Here is a 17,231-nt window from a genome sequence, read left to right as displayed (position 1 = left end):
GCCCCTCAGCCGCCCGCGAGCGGGACGAGCCGGATGAAGACGAGGTCGTGTACTTCGGTGAGGTCCACGACCTCGTCCAGCTCCTCCACTTGGCGCTCCCCCGCCAGCACGAAGAAGCCGTTGGCCAGGAAGGCGTGTTCGGCTATCTCCGCCTGCCGCTCCCAGCCGCCCATCGGATGTGCGTTGTGCCGGGCGACCTCCTCGCGGACCCGGAGGCGGATCAGCTCCCGTACCGTCATCCGGTCCGGCAGCCCGGGCGCCTCCCAGGCCTCGGCCACCGGCCGGCCCGTCGCGGTCTCGTCCCTGAAGGTCACGGTGGGCATCAGGCGCCTCCCTTGATCTGGGCGAGGATCGTGTCGTCGGTGATGTCGGTGTCGGCGGCGAGCAGGAAGGCCTTGCTGAGGATCAGCGAGAGCCGGTCGTCCTCGAAGGGCAGGAAGATCCGGCCGGCGTCCCCCTTCTTGGTGCGGCGCTCCGGGACGACGCAGAGGTAGGCGTCGTCCGGCTCCATCAGGATGTTGCCCGAGCCCAGATGGATTTTGTACGTACGCAGGTCGCCGCGGACCCGCAGGAAGCGGCCGTCCAGCGAGCAGCGGTCGGCGATCCGCAGCCGCGGCAGCAGGCGCTCGAGCGCGGCACGCCGCGCCTCGGCGTTCTCGGTCAGCTCGCCGAACCGCGCCCGCTCCCAATAGGCGCGCTCCGGGCCCTGGTCGGTCCACTCGGGGTCGGCGGCGATCGAGGTCACGCCGACGAACAGGTCCACATCGCGCATCGACTCGGAGAACACCAGCGGCGGCACGTCCGCCAGCGGCACCTCGCGCAGGCCCGCGTCCGTGCGCCGCCGGTAGCGGACCTGGTCGGTGGACGCGAGCTCATGGCCGTCCTCCCAGCCCGCCAGGCCGTGGCGGAAACGCACCTGCCACGCGCCGCCGGCCAGCGCCCGCACCGCCTCGTCGGACCCGCCGCTGTCCCATGGGCCCAGCCTGCCGCTCCGCCAGCCGCGGGCGCGGAAGAGGGCGAACATCCGGTGATAGTGGACGAGGTGGGCGGCGAAGCGGTTGGAATAGCTCCCGGTCTCCTCCTCGGCGCGGGTGAGGCGGTAGATCTCCCGGAAGGCCTGCTTGAACGGCTGCCGGATGCGCCGCTCGACGAGCAGATCGCGCCAGGCCCGTACGGTGCCGGGATCGGAGCGGATCGGGTGCCACAGCCGTACCGGAGCCTCGTCCGGCGCGTCGGGCAGCTCACCGGCCGCCGGCAGGACGGCCTGCCACTGCCCTGGGCCGACCTCGACCTCCCAGATCAGCCGGCCCACCACCGCCCTGGCCAGCGGATGGGCGGCGAGCTCGGCCCGCCACCAGCCGTACGGGTGCGTGGCGTCGGCGGTGAAGCCGCCCTCCAGCGCACGGGCGAGGGTGCCGAGCTGGATGTCGACCCGTTTCGCCAGCTCGCGTGCCTCCTTGACCAGTCCGGGGTCCTCGCGGCGCAGGGCCGCGGGCGCGCCGCTCACGGTCCGGCCCTCCTTCTCCCAGGTCAGGACGGCGGTCTCGGCGACCGTGAGGACGGCGGCGCAGCCGGCCGCCTCCCGGCGCAGGACGCCGTCGTCCCTGAACCCGAGTCTCGGCAGCCGCAGCGCCACCTCCGTCCGCTCAGCGAGGGCGGCGTCGACGTGCTTGAGCATCTTGTCGAGCTGCTTGGGCACGCCCGCATGCCGGACCGCCTTGCGCACCGAGCGGATGCCGGTCACCAGCTCCGGGGTCGGGAAGTCCTGCGCGGCGCGGACCAGTTCGTACAGCAGCGCCTGCGACGGAAGGGTCTTGGCGGCCGTGGGCGCGACGGATATGGCGGGCAGCAGCCGGTCGAACAGCTCCGGCAGCCAAGGCGCGTCGCCATGCAGCGCCAGGCGCGCGGCATGCCCGAGCGCGGTGACCTCAGGCGTGGTGAAGGCCTTGTCCGCGCGATACGGGGTCGTGCCCGCCTGGATGGCCTGGGCCCGGTCGGCGGCGCTGTCGAGGGCACGACGGGCGAAGGCGGCATACGCGGGCACGGCGGCCAGCCGCTCCCACAGGTCGGGTACGGGCGGCGGTGCCGTGAAGCTGGAGTCGCCCTCGGCATCGGCCACCAGCGCCGCTTCCGCCGGCACGAGACCGGCGAGCACCCGGAACTCGTCCACGGCGATGGCGCCCGCATTACGGGACAGCCGCTCCATGACGGCGTCCCGCGCGTCCGGGCCGGCAAGACCGGCCACGCAAAGGAGCGCATACGGATGGTCAGGGCGCTCCTCACCCAGAAGAAAGCCGACCAACTTGCCGGCCTGGGCGGCCAGCTCGGGCACCGGACCCGTGCAGCGGACCAGCGCGCCGGCGCCGAGGGTCAGGTCCGCGAACTCACGCTCGGGCAGCTGCGCGACCAGGGCGTCGAACATGTCCCGGCAGGCGTCTGGCGTATAGCGCGGCTGCCGTTCCTTCCCCGCGTCCTCCAGGGCGAACCGCACCATCATCGCCGGATGGGGCGCCGAGCGGCCGCTCCGGTACGCCGCCGGGAGCAGGCTGCCGAGCGCCTCGTCGGAGAGCCGCGCCACGTCATAGCTGTTGGGGTCGACCTCGAAGCCGGGCTCGGTGAGCGCCCGCAGCAGCCGCTCGGCGAGATCCATCGCGCGCCCCTCCCTGTCGACGAAAGCCATGCCGAGATCGTCGCAGACGGCACTGACATCCCGGCTCCAGCCAGCGAATCGCGGCCCGCGGTCCGCGTCATTGGTTCGTCCGGCCCACCTGAGGTCCTGCGGATGTCAGTGGTGTCCGCGAGGATGGGTCGCATGCTGCTCGATGACGTGGCCAGGACCTCGCGGGACGTCGCGGCGACCTCGTCGCGTACGGAGAAGACCGCGCTGCTCGCGGAGCTGTTCCGGAAGACCGAGCCGGAGACGGCGCCGCTGGTCGTCATGTATCTGGCGGGGCGGCTGCCGCAGCGGAAGATCGGGGTGGGGTGGGCCGCGCTGCGGGAGCCGGTGCCGCCGGCTGCCAGCGCCACGATCACCGTCACCGGGCTGCACAAGGCCTTCGACCGTATCGCCGCCGTCGCCGGGAAGGGAGCGCAGGCCGAGCGGAAGCGGCTGGTGGCCGAGCTGATGGGGGCGGCCACCGCCGAGGAGCAGGAGTTTCTGCTGCGGCTGCTCGGCGGGGAGCTGCGGCAGGGGGCGCTGGACGCGTTCGCCGTCGAGGGGCTCGCCGCGGCGGCCGGGGCCGAGGCCGCCGATGTGCGGCGGGCGGTGATGCTCGCGGGGTCGCTGGGCGCCGTCGCGCGGGAGGTGCTGGCGCGCGGGCCGGAGGCGCTGAGTGAGTTCCGGCTCGGCGTGGGCAAGCCGATTCTGCCCATGCTCGCCACGACCGCCAAGGACGTCGACGAGGCGATCGACAAGCTCGGCCCGTGTGCCGTGGAGGAGAAGCTGGACGGCATCCGCGTGCAGGTGCACAAGGACGGCGACAGCGTCGGCATCTACACCCGTACGCTCGATGAGATCACCGACCGGCTGCCCGAGGTCGTGGCGGCCGCCCGCGAGCTGACGGCCGCTCAGGCGGTGCTCGACGGTGAAGTGATCGGATTCGGCGAGGACGGCGCGCCGCGGCCCTTCCAGGAGGTCGCGAGCCGCGTCGGCTCCCGGGTGGACGTGGCCGCCGCGCGGGCCACGCTGCCGGTGGCGCCGGTCTTCTTCGATCTGCTCTTCGTCGACGGCCGCGACCTCCTCGACGCGCCGGTGCGCGAGCGGCATGCCGAGCTGGCGCGGATCACGCCGGAGCCGCGCAGGGTGCGCCGCGTCGAGGTGGCCGATCCGGCGGACGACAAGGCGCGGGCTGCCGCCCGCGAGTTCGCCGAGGCCACCCTCGCGCGCGGCCACGAGGGCGTGGTGCTCAAGGCCCTCGACTCGGCGTACAGCGCGGGACGCCGCGGCGCCGCCTGGGTGAAGGTCAAGCCGGTGCACACCCTCGACCTGGTGGTGCTGGCCTGCGAGTGGGGGCACGGGCGGCGTACGGGCAAGCTGTCGAATCTGCACCTGGGCGCGCGGCGCGCGGACGGCTCGTTCGCCATGCTGGGCAAGACCTTCAAGGGTCTTACGGACAAGATGCTCGCCTGGCAGACCGAGCGGCTGCAGGAGCTCAAGGAGAGCGACGACGGCTGGGTGGTGCGGGTACGCCCGGAATTGGTGGTGGAGATCGCCTTCGACGGTGTGCAACGCTCCCCTCGGTATCCGGAGGGCGTCACGCTGCGCTTCGCCCGCGTGGTGCGCTACCGCGAGGACAAGCCCGCCACCGAGGCGGACACGGTCGAGACGGTGCTGGCGCTGCAGCACGATGCGGCTCCGCCGCCGTCCGGTGCCGGAGAATCCCCGGGGGCTCCGCCCCCGGACCCCGCTTGAGCAAGCATGGCCAGGAGACCGGCCAGCATCGGATCGTGATGGCACCGGCAGCACTCCAAGAGGGGGAGTACGAGGATGGCGTTGACCGAGCAGACGGCCGTGCGGGCCCGCCAGGAAGCGGCCCGGCTCACCGCCGAAGGTGTCCGCGGCACGGCGGTGACCTGGGTCGACAATGCGGGCATCGCTCGGGTGAAGGGCGTGCCGATCGGGCGGCTTGCGCAGGCGGCGCAGCGCGGCCTCGGGATGTCCCCGGTCTTCGACGTCTTCGCCGTGGACGACTCCATCACCACCAGTCGCTACATCGGCGGTCCGGACGGCGACCTGCGGCTGATCCCCGACCTCGACCGGCTCACCGTCCTCGCCGCGCAGCCCGGCTGGGCCTGGGCGCCCGCCGACCGGTACGACCAGCAGGGCCGCCCGCACCCCGCCTGCCAGCGGCAGTTCGCCCGCCGGATGACGGAACAGGCCGCGGCGGAGGGGCTCCAGCTGCGCATGGGCTTCGAGACGGAGTGGGTGGCGGTGCGGGCCGAGAGCGCCGCCGAGCTGAGCTACCCGACCACCGCCCCCGCGTACGGCATGGGCCGCCTGGTCGACGCCTCCGCCTACCTCGACGGCATCCTCGCCGCGCTGCACGCCCAGGGCGTCGAGGTGCTGCAGATCCACCCGGAGTACGCGGCGGGCCAGTTCGAGGTCTCCGTCGCCCCCGCCGACCCGGTCGGCGCCGCCGACCTGGCCGTGCTCGTACGGCACACCATCCGCGCGGTCTCGGCCCAGCACGGCCTGGCCGCGCTCTTCGGCCCGGCCGTCGAGGCGGGCGGTGTCGGCAATGGCGGGCATCTGCATCTGAGCCTGTGGGAGGGCGACCGCAATCTGTGCCGCGGCGGCGACGGCCCGCAGGGCATGGCGGGCGTCAGCGAGGCGTTCCTGGCCGGGGTGCTGGCCGAGCTGCCGGCGCTGCTCGCGATCGGCGCCCCCTCCCCCGCGAGCTATCTGCGCCTCACGCCGTCGCACTGGGCGGGGGTGTATCAGTGCTGGGGCGTGGAGAACCGGGAGGCGGCGATCCGCTTCATCACCGGCGCTCCCGACGACCCGGAGGCGGCGAATGCCGAGGTGAAGTGCGTCGACCAGGCCGCGAATCCGTACCTGCTGGCGGGCGCAGTGATCGCGGCGGGCCTCGACGGCGTGGCCCAGCGCCGCACCCTCCCGCCGCCGGTCGCGGGCGACCCGGTGCACGACGGCCGCGAGCCGCGGCTGCCGACTTCGCTGCCGCAGTCGCTGGAGCATTTCCTGGGCTCGGAGGTGCTGCGCAAGGCCCTGGGCGACCCGCTCTTCGAGTCGATCGCGGCGGTACGGAAGGCGGAGTCCGAGCTCTTCGCCGACGCCGACCCCGCCGCCATCGCGGCCGCCACGCGCGGGCGTTACTGACCGCCATGGACCTTCAGCTGCCCCCGCTCGTGGACCACCACTGCCACGGCGTCCTGCGCACGGGCCCGGAACCGCCCGCCTTCGAACGCTATCTGACGGAGTCGGCGGCCCCGGCCGCCCCCGGCACCAGCTACTTCGACAGCCAGCTCGGCTTCGCCGTCCGCCGCTGGTGCCCACCCCTGCTGGACCTGGAGCCGCACTGCCCGCCGGAGGTCTACCTGGCCCGCCGCAGCGAGCTGGGCAGCGAGGAGGCCACGCGAAGGCTCCTGCAGGGCGCGGGCATCGGGGCGTACGCGGTCGACACCGGTCTGCCGGGCGACCTGACGGACCCGGGCGAGCTGGTGGAGCTCGCCGGGGGCACGGCCACGGCGCACGAGATCGTGCGCCTGGAGACCCTCGCCGAAAGCCTGGCGTCGAAGGCGGACTCGCCCGCGGACCTCCTGGACGCCATCGACGCGGCAGTGGCGGACGCCACCCGTACCGCCACCGGTTTCAAATCCATCGCCGCCTATCGCCACGGCCTCGACTTCGACCCGGCACCACCGGCCCGCGAGGAGGCGGAGCGCGCCGCGACCCGCTGGCTGGCAGCAGGCGCCGGCAGGCTGGACGACCCGGTCCTCATCCGCCACCTCCTCTGGTCAGCGATCCGCACCGGCCGCCCCCTCCAGCTACACACCGGCTTCGGCGACACAGACCTGAAGCTGCACCGCGCCGACCCCCTCCTCCTGACGGACTTCCTGCACGCCACCGCCCCACTCGGCACCCCGGTAGTCCTCCTGCACGGCTACCCCTACCACCGCCACGCCGCCTACCTCTCCGCCGTCTTCCCCCACGCCCACGCCGACGTAGGCCTGGCCCTCTCCCACACCGGCACCCGCGCGGAAGCAGTCCTGGCGGAAACCCTGGAACTGGCCCCCTTCGGCAAACTCCTCTTCTCCACCGACGCCTACGCCCTCCCGGAGCTGTACGTAACCGGCGCCCAACTCTTCCGCGAAGCCCTGACCCGCCTCCTCACCCGCTGGACAGCCGACGGCTCCTGGTCGGAGCCGGACGCCCACCGGGTGGCGACGCTGCTGGCAGCGGACAATGCCCGACGGGTGTACGGGCTGGCATAGGCGTTGCGCCCGCCCGGCCGGTCCTTTGCCTCAAGGATGCGGCAGTCGTAGCCGGCCTTGCCCAGCTCGTACGCGGCGGCCGGTACCCCTCCGCGCGGGCGCCGAGTAGAGCAAGCCGGCGCCGCCGGCCGCGCCGACGGACCTCAGGAAGTTGCGGCGGGATGCGTCAGCGGTCATACGTCCTCCTCCTCACCGTGGTGCGACCCCGGCCCGGGGATGGGGCCGGGGTCGCATGATCGGTTCGGAGCTGAGCCTCCGTCAGGAGTGTTTCGGTGCTATGCCAGTGACGTATCTGCCGCATGAGAGCTGCGGGCGTCGCGGTCGCCGCGCGTAACCCGACCGTGCAGCAGCAGGCCGACGCCGATCAGCCACAGCGGTGTGGCGTAGTAGACGCCGATGCCGGTCGGGCCGGTGAGGCTGAGGACGCCGAGGGCGGCGGTGACGTACGCGAGCCAGCGCGGCAGCACCGCCGTGCGCAGCCCGCCGAGCCCGGCAGCCAGGAACAGCACCCCTGACCCCGCGGCCCACGGCACCCAGCTGAACTCGTCGGCGTACCCGAGGGCTGTGACCACCGCGGTCCGGCCATCGGCGGCGGCCTCGACCGCGCCCATCCGCAGCGCGCCGGTCAGCACCGACGACACCGCGATCAGCAGCCCGCCCGCGAAGGCGGCCGTGGAGTACGTCGATTCGCCCGGCTCCCCCGAGCGCAGCGCCTGCCTCAGACCGGTGGCGAAGAAGAGCATCAGCACCGCGAAGTACCCGGAGGCGACCGCGGCGAGAAAAGCCCGCGCCTGGTGGTCGTCGAGCCAGCGGGCGGTCTCGGCGGGGCCGTCGGAGACGGCGGGCATGCCGTTCATGAGGATCTCCGGGACGGCGAAGAGCACCGCGGCCAGCACCGCGGCCAGCGGAAGGAATCGTTCGAAACGGCTGGTAGGCATGGTGGTGTTCGTCCCCCTCGGGCCGTCGGCGACCGGGCGGCCGCCGCACGAACGCCACTGAAGCCGCCCGCCGTCCCGGGCGCCTCGGCCGGCCGTCCCGAGTCGCCCGGGAAGCTTTCCCGGGCGCCTTCCGCACCCGCCCCCGCTCCCCCAACATGGCGGGCATGGACAGGCCTTCGGGCGCCGCGGCCACGACCGCCGCGCTCGCGATCGTCGCGGCCACGGCGGCGGTGGCCGGGGTGGGCGTCGCGTACTTCGCCGACACCGCGCACGTCGTCCTGTGGTCCGCGCTGCTGCTCTGCGAGACCCTCACCGCCGCCGCGGTCGGGGCGCTGATCGTCCGCCGCCGGCCGCGCAATGCCGTCGGCTGGCTGCTGCTGGCGCACGGCTTCCTGGTGGCGGCGACCCTCGGTTACGACGGCTACGCCGAGGCGTTCTCCCCCGACGTACGGGCGTGGGCCGACGGGCACACCGAGGGCACGTGGGTGTTCGCGTACGTGGCCCTGGCGCTGATCGGCTACGTCTTCCCCGACGGCCGCTTCCGCGGCCCGCGCTGGCGCCGCTTCACCTACGGCTGGCTCGGCTGCTACGCCGCGTTCGTCGCGGTCACGGCGCTGGCGCCGGAGTCGCCCGCCGCCCTCGTCCCGCTCGCCGGGGTCGCCGCGAGCCTCTTCGGCGCGGCGGCCTGCGCGCGGGTGCGGCTGCGGCAGGCGGCCGGGGCGGAGCGGGAGCAGATGCTGTGGTTCGTGTGGGCGGCGCTGGCGATCCCGGCGGGGATCGCGGTGTGCTGGACGGACTACTGGCTCACCGGCGAGGCGGGCCCGCTGACCTTCATCGGCGTCACGGTCGCCGGCTCGGTGATCCCGCTCGCGATCGGGGTGGCGGTGCTGCGCCGGGGCCTGTTCGACATCGAGCTGGTGCTGAGCCGGACGCTCACGTACGGCGCGCTGACGGTGCTGGTGGTGGCGGTGTACGCGGCGATGGTGCTGGGCGTGGGTGGGCTGGTCGGCGCCGGCCAGAGCGGCGGCGGCCCGGCCGGGCTGCTCGCGGTGGGCGTGGTGGCGGTGGCGATCCAGCCGGTGCACGCGGCGGTGCGGCGGCGGGCGGAGCGGTGGGTGTACGGCGACCGCTCGGACCCGTACAGCGCGCTGCGGCGGCTGGCGGCGCGGCTTGAGGGTTCGCTGTCGCCGGACGAGGTGCTGGCGACGGTCACCGGGTCGGTGGCGGAGGCGCTGCGGGTGCGGCGGGCGGTGGTGGAGCTGCAGCGGGACATGGGTTCCCCGCAAATCCCGCCGACAGCAGCCAATATGGTGCGCGCACCCCTGACGTACCAAGCCACCCACCTCGGCACCCTCGCCGTCGAAGTCCCGCCCGGCCGACAGCTCACCACCGCCGACCGCCGCCTCCTCGACGACCTCGCCCGACAGGCCGCCATCGTCGTCAACGCCGTCCACCTCACCCTCGACCTCCGCCGCTCCCGCGCCCGCCTCGTCACCGCCCGCGAGGAGGAACGCCGCCGCCTCCGCCGCGACCTCCACGACGGCCTCGGCACCTCCCTCGCCGCGATCGTCCTGAAGCTCGACGCGGTCGCAACCGTCGCCACCGGCCCGCAGGCCGGCCGTCTCCTGCGCGAACTGCGTGCCGAAACCCGCGCCGCCATCGCCGAGATCCGCCGCCTCGTCGACGACCTCCGCCCGCCCGCGCTGGACGAGATGGGCCTGGTCGCGGCGATCAGACAGCAGGCCCAACGCCTCTCCCGCCAGGCCGCCGACGCCCCCACCATCACCGTCTCCGGCCCCGAGTCCCCGCCCCCGCTCCCGGCCGCGGCGGAGGTCGCCGCGTACCGCATCGCGGCGGAGGCCCTCACCAATGTCGTACGACACTCGGGCGCCAGCCACTGCACGGTGACGATCGCCGTGGACGGTGCGCTCGAGGTCCGGATCGCCGACAACGGCACCGCCGCCACCCCCGGCACCCGCCCCGGCGTCGGCTGGGACTCCATGCGCGAGCGCGCCGCCGAGCTCAGCGGCGCCTGCACCATCGCCCGGCGGCCGGAGGGCGGCACGCTGGTGCGGGCGGTGCTGCCGTTGCCCGTGGCCGTCTCCGCAGGCGAAACGTGACGCGAAAGAAGCCGTGCGGCCCGTAGCAGCGACGGCGGTGCGGCCCGTATAAACAGGCGCATTGGGGAGGGGGACCCATGACGCGCGTGCTGATCGCCGACGACCATCCGGTCTTCCGGGCCGGGCTGCGGCTGATGCTCGCCGCCGCGCCCGACCTCGAGGTGGTGGGCGAGGCGGAGACCGGCACCGCGGCCGTCGAACTGGCCGTCGGCACCCGCCCCGACGTCGTCGTCATGGACCTGCGCATGCCCGGCCTCGACGGCATCGAGGCGACCCGGCGGCTGCTCGCCGCGGACCCGGAGCTCGGCGTGGTCGTCCTGACCATGTTCGAGGACGACGACTCGGTCTTCGCGGCGATGCGCGCGGGCGCGCGCGGCTATCTGCTCAAGGGCGCCGACCAGGAGGAGCTGTTACGGGCCATCCGCTCCATCGCCGCGGGCGAGGCCATCTTCGGCCCGGCGGTGGCCAAGCGCGTCATCGAACACTTCGCGACCGGCGACGGCTCGGCCCGCGCCGCCTTCCCCACCCTCACCGACCGCGAGCGCGAGGTGCTGCAGCTGATCGCCCGCGGCAAGGGCAACGCGGCCATCGCCCACGAGCTGGTGCTCACCCTGAAAACGGTCCGCAACCACGTCTCGAACATCTTCGGAAAGCTCCAGGTCCCGGACCGGGCAGCCGCCATCATCAAGGCCCGCGACGCGGGCTACGGAACGCCACCCGGGGGGACGGATGGCGAACGGCGGCAAGGACACTCCGGTCGCGCCTGACCGGCGCGAGAAGGCGCTGGCCGGCTGCGGCCTCTAGGGAGCCCCGAGACTGAGCTCCTCCGCGCAGCACGCGTCCCGCCGCAGCTCGCGGCCGACGGCCAGCCACGAGTCGTGGCTCTTGGTCGAGTGCCGCTCGCCGCTGTGTGCGTACGCGTCGACAAGGTCCGCCGGGCGGTGCACGATCCCGTCCCGGATCGCGTACGCCGTGTCGACCAGCGCCGCGAAGTCCGTGAACGGGTCCCCGTCCACCACCGTCAGATCCGCCAGCCGCCCCTCCTGCACCGTGCCGAGGTCATCGGCCACCCCGAACACCCGTGCGGGGGCCACCGTCGCGGTGTGCAGCGCCTCGGCCGCCGAGAAGCCGTAGCGGTGCAGCGCCCGCAGCCCGAGGTGGAGGTGCAGGCCGATGGGGACCAGCGGCTGGTCGGTGCCGAGGACGAGGGCGCCGCCGGCGTCGACCACCCGGCGGTAGATGCCGATCTCGGTCTCCAGCGCGGCCAGTTGCGCCGCCGTCGGGGCGGTCTTCGCGGTCTGCTGCACGACCGCCGTGTCCCACGGCGGCATCAGCACCGTCACCCGCGGGTCCTGCGCGAGATCCGGGTCGGCGCCGAGCAGCGGCAGCGCGGTGAACGGGGTGGCGATGAGGCGGAAGTGCCCGTCCCGGTACTCCTCCAGGAGGTCCTGGTAGGCGCGGCCGGCCGTGCTGGTGGCGTGCCCGTACTCGAGCCGCTGGGTGGCCTGGAGGTGGGTGGTCAGGTCCTGGCCGAGGTTGCGGCCCGGGTAGCAGAGGTGGCTGCCGGCGGGGACGCCGAGCTCGTCGTGCGCGGTCCGCGCGGCGGCGGCCATGGTCGAACCCGGGGCCCGTACGTACGTCTTGACGAAGTCGTAGTCGAGGGCGACAGCCCGCCCCAGAGTGCGCGCGACGCCCTCGCGGGTGCGGTGGGCGCGGCCCATGCTGTACGCGACGCGCGGCCCGTCGATCAGCTCGCCGGTGGCCAGGAGCCGCGGCCCGGTCGTGTCGCCGGAGGCGAGGGACTCGCGCAGCCGCACGGCCTCGTGGGCGAAGCCGCCGAGGGAGGCGTTGGCGGTGACGCCGTAGGCGAGGTTGAGCAGGGTCTGGCGGCCGCCATACGTGTACTGCCAGGGATGCGTGTGCGCGTCCCAGAGGCCCGGCAGGACGGTGCGCCGCGAGCAGTCGAGGTACGTCTCGCCGCCGCGGGCGCCATCGCCCCGGTGCGGCCCCACCGAGACGATCCGGTTGCCGCGCAGCACGACATCGACGTCCTCGCGGACCGTGTCCCCGGTGCCGTCCCACAGCCGCCCGGCGTGGATGCGGGTGGTGTCGGTGCGCGGCGGGATGCGGCGCCGGTACGTGAGCGACGCGGCGACCTCGCGGCGGCCGCCCCCGTCCCGGTCGATGAGCCGCAGCCGGCCGCTGGAGAGATAGCAGAGCGTGCGGGAGTCCCCCGCCCACGACGGGTGATCGGCCGCCTCGTCATCGCGGGTGATGCGGCGCGCCGGTCCCGTAGGCGCGCCCTCGGGCGTCACGGGCAGCACCCACAGCGCGGATTCGGCGATGCACGCCATCCAGCGGCCGTCGGGCGACCACACCGGGCCGCTGTCGCACCGGTCGGCGATCGACTGGTGGTCGGCGAGCAGGTGGTACGCGGAGTCGCCGGACTCGGCGTCGATGACGCGGATCAGGTTGTAGCCCTCGCGGAAGCGCTGGTTGAGCCGGTTGCGGTCGCAGATCGCCACCCGACGGCCGTCCGCGGACCAACTCGGTCGCCCCGGCAGCCCATTGGCGCCGATCGGGGTGGCCAGCTTCTTTTCCGTACCGCCGCGGAGGTCCTTGACGTAGATCACGCCCGTGCTGTCTTCACTGGCCAGCCGCTCGCCGTCCGGGGAGAGCGCCGGATTGAGGCGGCCCCCGGCGGCCAGCAGCTCCTCGCTGCCATCGGCGATCGTGTGCCGGTAGACGGCGGCCAGCCCGTCCCGGTCGCTGGTGTAGACGATGCTGCGGCCGTCCGCGGCCCAGGAGGGCATGTGCAGGTAGTGCGCGGACTTTTCCTGTACGAGCTTGCGCGGGCGGCCGCCGATCCGCAGCAGCCACAAGGCGTTGAGGGCGACGAACGCGATCGACTTGCCGTCGGGCGACAGCGCCGGGAGGTGGATGCCGCGTACCGGCTTACGGTCGGTGGAGTCGAAGTCGTGCCGCTTGCCGCGGTAGCTCGGGGTGTCGACGGCGAGGGTGGCGGTGAAGGGGATGTCCTTGGCGTCGCCGCCGCCGGCGGGCCGCTCGCGCAGCGCCCCGTCCGCCGCGTACAGCAGCCGGTCGCCGTCGAGCCAGCGCGGCGTCGCCGGGAAGACGTCCTCGCCGTCGGTGAGCGCCTTCCCGTCGATCTCCAGCGCCGCCCGCGGCTTCGGGTGACCGGCGTCGGCGGGCGTCAGCCGTACGTACGCGATCCGACCGCCGGGACCGACGGACGGGCACAGCAGCGACCCGGCCGTGACGGTCCGTTCCGTACGCGCCTCGCCCCCGCCCACAGGCGCCGACATCAGCGCGAGACCGCCGTCGTTGCCGCCCGCGGCGAGACGGGCCGCGCGGACGAACACCAGCCGCTTGCCGTGCGGCGTCCACGCCGGGTCGTAATCCTCGACGGCGCCGGGCTTGGTGACCTGGGCCAGCGCGCCGGAGCGCACGTCGATCGTCCAGATCGTGTACGAGCCGCCCTTGACGGCGTCCGTTCCCCGCTCCGACGCGAAGGCGAGCTTCGTGCCGTCCGGCGACCAGGCGACGCCGCGGTCGTCCCACGGGCCGTCGGTGAGCTGCCGCAGCCCGGAGCCGTCCGGGGCCATCAGCCACAGGTGGAAGCCGCCGCTGCGGAAGGCGCACACGGCGAGCTGCGAGCCGTCGGGGGAGAGCGCGGGCCGGGTCGGCTCCAGCTCCCACTCCGTGAGCCGCTTTGCGCGGCCGCCGGTGCGCGGCAGCGACCAGAGGTGGCCCTGGACCTCCATCACCAGCCGCTTCCCGTCGGGGGTGGCGGTGGCGGACATGCCGGTGCCCGCGGTGTAGCGCAGCGACGGCGGTGCGGCGGCGGCCGCCCGCTGTCCCGGCACCGTGAGGGCGGTGCCGCCCGCGGCCACGGCGGCGCCGGTGGCCTCGATGAAGGTTCTTCTGGTGATGGGCATGCCGGCCGCCTTCGCTGTAGACGCCACGAAACACTCCCAGCCCTTGTGACACTCCGTCAACGGGGCGTGACAGAGGTGCCGTTGGGCTGGGAGTGCTCGGCCGGAACGGTCAGGGCACGGTCAGCGGCCGCTCGCGTGGGTGAGGGTCTCCCAGGAGACGAACAGGTCGTCCGTGCCCGCCGGGCGCTGCTTCGCGATCAGCTTCGCGGTGTGCGGCATGGGGAGCCCTAGCCGGTCCGCGAGGTGGTGGTAGCCGACCTCGGAGTCGTCGCCCATGTTGCGGGTGACCTTTCCGCCGCAGAGCCACTTCGGCGCCTTCGCGCCGTTCTGGTACTTGGCGTGGAACTCCATCGCGGCCCGCAGCCGGTCGCGCTGCTCGCCGTACAGGTCGACGCCCTGGTGCCAGGCCGTCTCCGCGATGTGCGAGGTGGCGGCGATGGCGTAACCGATGTGCATGAAGTTGCGGCAGGTCTCCTGGGCGATGCCGCTGACGAAGCGCGGCTGCTTGAACCAGAAGTTCACCAGCTGCTTGCGGCCGTGCACGCCGGTGTCCGGCGGCTCGACCGGCTGGCGGCCGTCGGAGGCCAGGTAGAAGTACGCGGGCACCCGGGCGCGGAAGCGGCTGACCGCCTTGTCGAAGGCCTCGCGGTCGTCGAGGAAGACGGCGATGCCGATCGCGGCGTCGGTCATGGCCAGGTCCCAGTTGCCGTTCTGCGGGGCCTTGCGCTGCACCATCGGCAGGTAGATGTCGCGCAGCATCCGGTCGAAGCGGCGCTGCTTCGGCCAGCGCGGGTACGTGTACTTGATCAGCTCGCCGGCCTTCGCCCACGACGCGCCCGCCCAGGCGGTCTGCAGCGGGGCGTTGTCGTCGGTGTGCTTCTTCAGCTTCCCCGACCAGGCGTCCATGATCTGCATCGCCTTCTCGGCGTGCGCCCGCTTGCCGGTGGCGTTCCACAGCAGCGCCTGGGTGTACGCGGCGATGGCGTCCTCGCGCTCCTCGGTGCAGCCGTGGCCCGGCTTGGCGTCGAAGGGGCACTGGACGTTGGCCCGCGGGTGTGTCTGGTACGCCAGCGACCCGTACCGGCTGCTGCGCATCTCGACGAACGCGGACTTCCAGGGCTGGGCGCCTGCCGTGACCTGCTGCCGCATGAGGGCGAGCTGGTCGCGGTTCTCCAGGACGCCGGGGTGGTTGAAGCGCCCGCCGGGGGCGGGCCGGGGGCGGGCGCTCGCGGCGAGCGCCTGCTGGCCCGTGATTGCGGTGAGCAGCGCGAGAATCAGGGGCATCAGGAAGGCCCTGCGGAGTAGCACCATGCGGCCACTCTCGTCCGGCTGCGCGAGGTCCGCAGATTCTGCTGGGCCGAAGCGGTCATGGGCTGACGCCCGAAGGCGTCATTGGATCAGCAGCCAGGTCATCCCCAACGTCATCGCCACCGACCCGATCTGCGGGGCCGTGACCAGCAGCCGCCGCTGCCGCTTCACCAGCTCGGGGCGCGCGTCCTCCGGCTCCGGACCGCGCCGGTGCCGGCCGGTCCCCGGCGCCTCCAGTACGGGCCGTACCAGCGGCCAGCTCGCCGCTCCCAGACACACCGCCGTGATCAGCGCGGCGGGCGGCCCGAGCGTAGCGCCGCCGGCGAGCATCAGCGCCATCGCGGCATTGCCGCTGAGCAGCAGCAGCTCATGCGGCCGGAACGCCCTGCGGCGCCGGGCCCGCAGCGCCATCGACGCGGTGAGCGCCACCGCGGCGGCCCCGAAGACGAGCGCGAGCGGCCGGTGCGCGGCCGCGGGCGTCCCGGGAAACAGCAGGTAGACGAGCGCGGCCGCCATCCCCGCCCGGGCCCCGTCGTCGACGGGGTGCGCGTCGCTGAGCAGCGGCACCGCGAGCAGCCGCAGCAAATGCAGCGCCAGCACCCACCAGAAGACCCCGAGCAACGCCAGCTGCACCATCAACGCGACCATCGGGGGCGCCGCCGGCGCATCCGTTCCGCCACCCATGTGCCCGTACTCCTTCCAGCCGATCGGCGTCCCAGGTGGGTGAGTCCGGATCCCCGTCGTCGCGCGAAGCGCGGCGCAGCGGCGTCCGGTGCGTGCGATCGGCGTGCGGCGTCGCTGGTCATGTGGCGGAGCCACCTGTCCTGCGGCGCCGTGCGGCGAGCGTGCGTGCCGGGCGTCGCTGCGCAGGCGGGGATCCGGACTCACCCACCTTGGTCAGGGCAAGATTTCCCGCCCGACGTGGGAGGGATGCTTCGCACACCCGTCCGCTACGGGCCCGCCGCCACACCATCGGATGGGTTTACGGACCGCCCCGGCTGCCCCGGCCGCCCCCGGGCACGGATGCGGACATGCACGAGATCAGCGGATTACTGGCCGCCGCCCCCGGCGCGACGGCCGTCTACGCGATGCTGCGCTGGACCGCCCTGGCCGGGCTCGTGGTGGTGACCGGCGCCGCGGTGTGCGCCGGCGTGTGCCGCCCCGACGGCCCGTCGGCGGTGGCGCTGCGCCGGGTCCTCGGCATCGGACTGGCCGCGGGCTGGGCCGCGGGTCTGATCCTCCTCCTGCTGCCGGGCCCGCTCTCGCCCGCGGGCGTGCGCACCCGCGCGGGCCTGCTCCTCGCGCTGGGCGCCGCCTGGCTCCTGGCCCGCCGCGCGCTCGCGAACCCGGACGCCCGGCTCCCGCACCGCATCGCCATCACCGCGGGCACAGCCGCGACCGCGGTGGCGGCGGCGGGCATCTGGTATGTGGGCGAACTCCCGGTGGGCGCCCCGTTCATCCTGCCGCTCGCCGCGGCGGAAACAATCCAGCTGGCCGCGACCGCCGTCTGGCTCGGCGGCACAGTAGCCCTGGCAGCGATGCTGATCCCCGAACGCGACACCACCCAAGCCCTCACCGCAGCCCGCCGCTTCGCTCCCGCCGGAGTGATCTGCCTCCACCTCCTGATGGCAACGCTCAACATGGAGGCCTGGCAGTCCATCGGCAAGGCCCCGGCCCTCCTGGCCACCGGCTACGGCCAACTGCTGCTGGCGCAGATCGGAGCCCTGACCCTCCTCCTGGCCCTGGACTCCCTGGCCCGCGCCTGCGTCTCCCGCTCCCGCGGTGAACCGCGCGACACGATCGCGCCGCGGGCACAGTCCCCGACCGTGCGCCTGGTCGTACACCGCACCCTGGCCGCACAACTGGCGGTGGGCCTGGCCCTCTTCCTCATCGCGGGCCCGATCCCCTTGATCACCGCCGACCTGCCGATTCCGCCCCAAGGTTGACAGCGCGCG

12 protein-coding genes and 1 pseudogene are annotated in these 17,231 nt (G+C 73.9%); 6 read left to right on the top strand and 7 right to left on the bottom strand.

The annotated features are described in order from the left end of the window. Positions 1-5: 5 nt before the first annotated feature. Positions 6-323 carry a hypothetical protein gene (locus ACNNMR_RS40735; RefSeq protein ID WP_419999773.1) on the bottom strand — a complete coding sequence of 106 codons (318 nt, stop codon included), beginning with the start codon at positions 321-323 and terminating at the stop codon, positions 6-8. Beyond that, entirely contained in the window at positions 323-2,680 is a 2,358-nt protein-coding gene (locus tag ACNNMR_RS40730) for a DUF4132 domain-containing protein (RefSeq protein ID WP_419999772.1), read from the bottom strand. Before ACNNMR_RS40730 ends, ACNNMR_RS40735 begins: the two co-directional genes overlap by 1 nt. A 132-nt stretch (positions 2,681-2,812) precedes the next feature. Here ACNNMR_RS40730 and ACNNMR_RS40725 point away from each other — a divergent pair, with 132 nt between their 5' ends. The 3 genes from ACNNMR_RS40725 (at position 2,813) to ACNNMR_RS40715 (ending at position 6,951) form a co-directional block, all read left to right on the top strand. Beyond that, a complete protein-coding gene (locus ACNNMR_RS40725; protein ID WP_419999771.1) occupies positions 2,813-4,411 on the top strand; it encodes an ATP-dependent DNA ligase in 1,599 nt (532 codons plus the stop codon). Between the two features lie 75 nt (positions 4,412-4,486). Then, on the top strand, positions 4,487-5,836 hold the full coding sequence (locus ACNNMR_RS40720) for a glutamine synthetase (protein ID WP_419999770.1): 1,350 nt from the start codon (positions 4,487-4,489) through the stop codon (positions 5,834-5,836). A 5-nt stretch (positions 5,837-5,841) separates the two neighbouring features. Further along, positions 5,842-6,951 (top strand): amidohydrolase family protein, encoded by a 1,110-nt coding sequence (locus ACNNMR_RS40715; protein WP_419999769.1) that lies wholly within the window; start codon positions 5,842-5,844, stop codon positions 6,949-6,951. 2 nt (positions 6,952-6,953) lie between these two features. On the opposite strand, the pseudogene ACNNMR_RS40710 reads toward ACNNMR_RS40715, so the two are convergent. Further along, positions 6,954-7,128, bottom strand: a pseudogene (locus tag ACNNMR_RS40710) (FAD-dependent oxidoreductase); the annotation flags it as partial. Positions 7,129-7,226: 98 nt separating this feature from the next. After that, positions 7,227-7,889: a hypothetical protein gene (locus ACNNMR_RS40705; RefSeq protein ID WP_419999768.1), complete on the bottom strand. Its 663-nt coding sequence runs from the start codon at positions 7,887-7,889 to the stop codon at positions 7,227-7,229. Positions 7,890-8,053: 164 nt separating this feature from the next. On the opposite strand from ACNNMR_RS40705, the gene ACNNMR_RS40700 reads away from it, so the two are divergent. Then, on the top strand, positions 8,054-10,009 hold the full coding sequence (locus tag ACNNMR_RS40700) for a sensor histidine kinase (RefSeq protein ID WP_419999767.1): 1,956 nt from the start codon (positions 8,054-8,056) through the stop codon (positions 10,007-10,009). Between the two features lie 77 nt (positions 10,010-10,086). After that, positions 10,087-10,776 carry a response regulator gene (locus tag ACNNMR_RS40695; protein WP_419999766.1) on the top strand — a complete coding sequence of 230 codons (690 nt, stop codon included), beginning with the start codon at positions 10,087-10,089 and terminating at the stop codon, positions 10,774-10,776. A 33-nt stretch (positions 10,777-10,809) separates the two neighbouring features. Here the strand turns inward: ACNNMR_RS40695 and ACNNMR_RS40690 are convergent, their stop codons facing one another. The 3 genes from ACNNMR_RS40690 to ACNNMR_RS40680 all read right to left on the bottom strand — a co-directional run bounded on the left by ACNNMR_RS40690 (position 10,810) and on the right by ACNNMR_RS40680 (position 15,960). Continuing rightward, entirely contained in the window at positions 10,810-13,968 is a 3,159-nt protein-coding gene (locus ACNNMR_RS40690; protein ID WP_419999765.1) for an amidohydrolase family protein, read from the bottom strand. 120 nt (positions 13,969-14,088) lie between these two features. Then, positions 14,089-15,279 carry an alginate lyase family protein gene (locus tag ACNNMR_RS40685; protein WP_419999764.1) on the bottom strand — a complete coding sequence of 397 codons (1,191 nt, stop codon included), beginning with the start codon at positions 15,277-15,279 and terminating at the stop codon, positions 14,089-14,091. Between the two features lie 78 nt (positions 15,280-15,357). Continuing rightward, positions 15,358-15,960, bottom strand: coding sequence for a hypothetical protein (locus tag ACNNMR_RS40680; RefSeq protein ID WP_419999763.1), 603 nt, complete (start codon positions 15,958-15,960; stop codon positions 15,358-15,360). A gap of 347 nt (positions 15,961-16,307) precedes the next feature. Here ACNNMR_RS40680 and ACNNMR_RS40675 point away from each other — a divergent pair, with 347 nt between their 5' ends. Then, entirely contained in the window at positions 16,308-17,222 is a 915-nt protein-coding gene (locus tag ACNNMR_RS40675) for a CopD family protein (RefSeq protein WP_419999762.1), read from the top strand. The last annotated feature ends 9 nt before the right edge of the window (positions 17,223-17,231 follow it).

Origin of the sequence: Streptomyces boninensis (genome assembly GCF_048572725.1) — a bacterium.
Lineage (GTDB): Bacteria > Actinomycetota > Actinomycetes > Streptomycetales > Streptomycetaceae > Streptomyces > Streptomyces boninensis.
This window is presented reverse-complemented; position numbering and strand designations above follow the sequence as displayed.

Coding starts and splice junctions, on each gene's coding strand:
- ACNNMR_RS40735 (WP_419999773.1), bottom strand. CDS start 323: ATGCCCACCGTGACCTTCAGGGACGAGACCGCGACGGGCCGGCCGGTG.
- ACNNMR_RS40730 (WP_419999772.1), bottom strand. CDS start 2,680: ATGGCTTTCGTCGACAGGGAGGGGCGCGCGATGGATCTCGCCGAGCGG.
- ACNNMR_RS40725 (WP_419999771.1), top strand. CDS start 2,813: ATGCTGCTCGATGACGTGGCCAGGACCTCGCGGGACGTCGCGGCGACC.
- ACNNMR_RS40720 (WP_419999770.1), top strand. CDS start 4,487: ATGGCGTTGACCGAGCAGACGGCCGTGCGGGCCCGCCAGGAAGCGGCC.
- ACNNMR_RS40715 (WP_419999769.1), top strand. CDS start 5,842: ATGGACCTTCAGCTGCCCCCGCTCGTGGACCACCACTGCCACGGCGTC.
- ACNNMR_RS40705 (WP_419999768.1), bottom strand. CDS start 7,889: ATGCCTACCAGCCGTTTCGAACGATTCCTTCCGCTGGCCGCGGTGCTG.
- ACNNMR_RS40700 (WP_419999767.1), top strand. CDS start 8,054: ATGGACAGGCCTTCGGGCGCCGCGGCCACGACCGCCGCGCTCGCGATC.
- ACNNMR_RS40695 (WP_419999766.1), top strand. CDS start 10,087: ATGACGCGCGTGCTGATCGCCGACGACCATCCGGTCTTCCGGGCCGGG.
- ACNNMR_RS40690 (WP_419999765.1), bottom strand. CDS start 13,968: ATGCCCATCACCAGAAGAACCTTCATCGAGGCCACCGGCGCCGCCGTG.
- ACNNMR_RS40685 (WP_419999764.1), bottom strand. CDS start 15,279: ATGGTGCTACTCCGCAGGGCCTTCCTGATGCCCCTGATTCTCGCGCTG.
- ACNNMR_RS40680 (WP_419999763.1), bottom strand. CDS start 15,960: ATGGGTGGCGGAACGGATGCGCCGGCGGCGCCCCCGATGGTCGCGTTG.
- ACNNMR_RS40675 (WP_419999762.1), top strand. CDS start 16,308: ATGCACGAGATCAGCGGATTACTGGCCGCCGCCCCCGGCGCGACGGCC.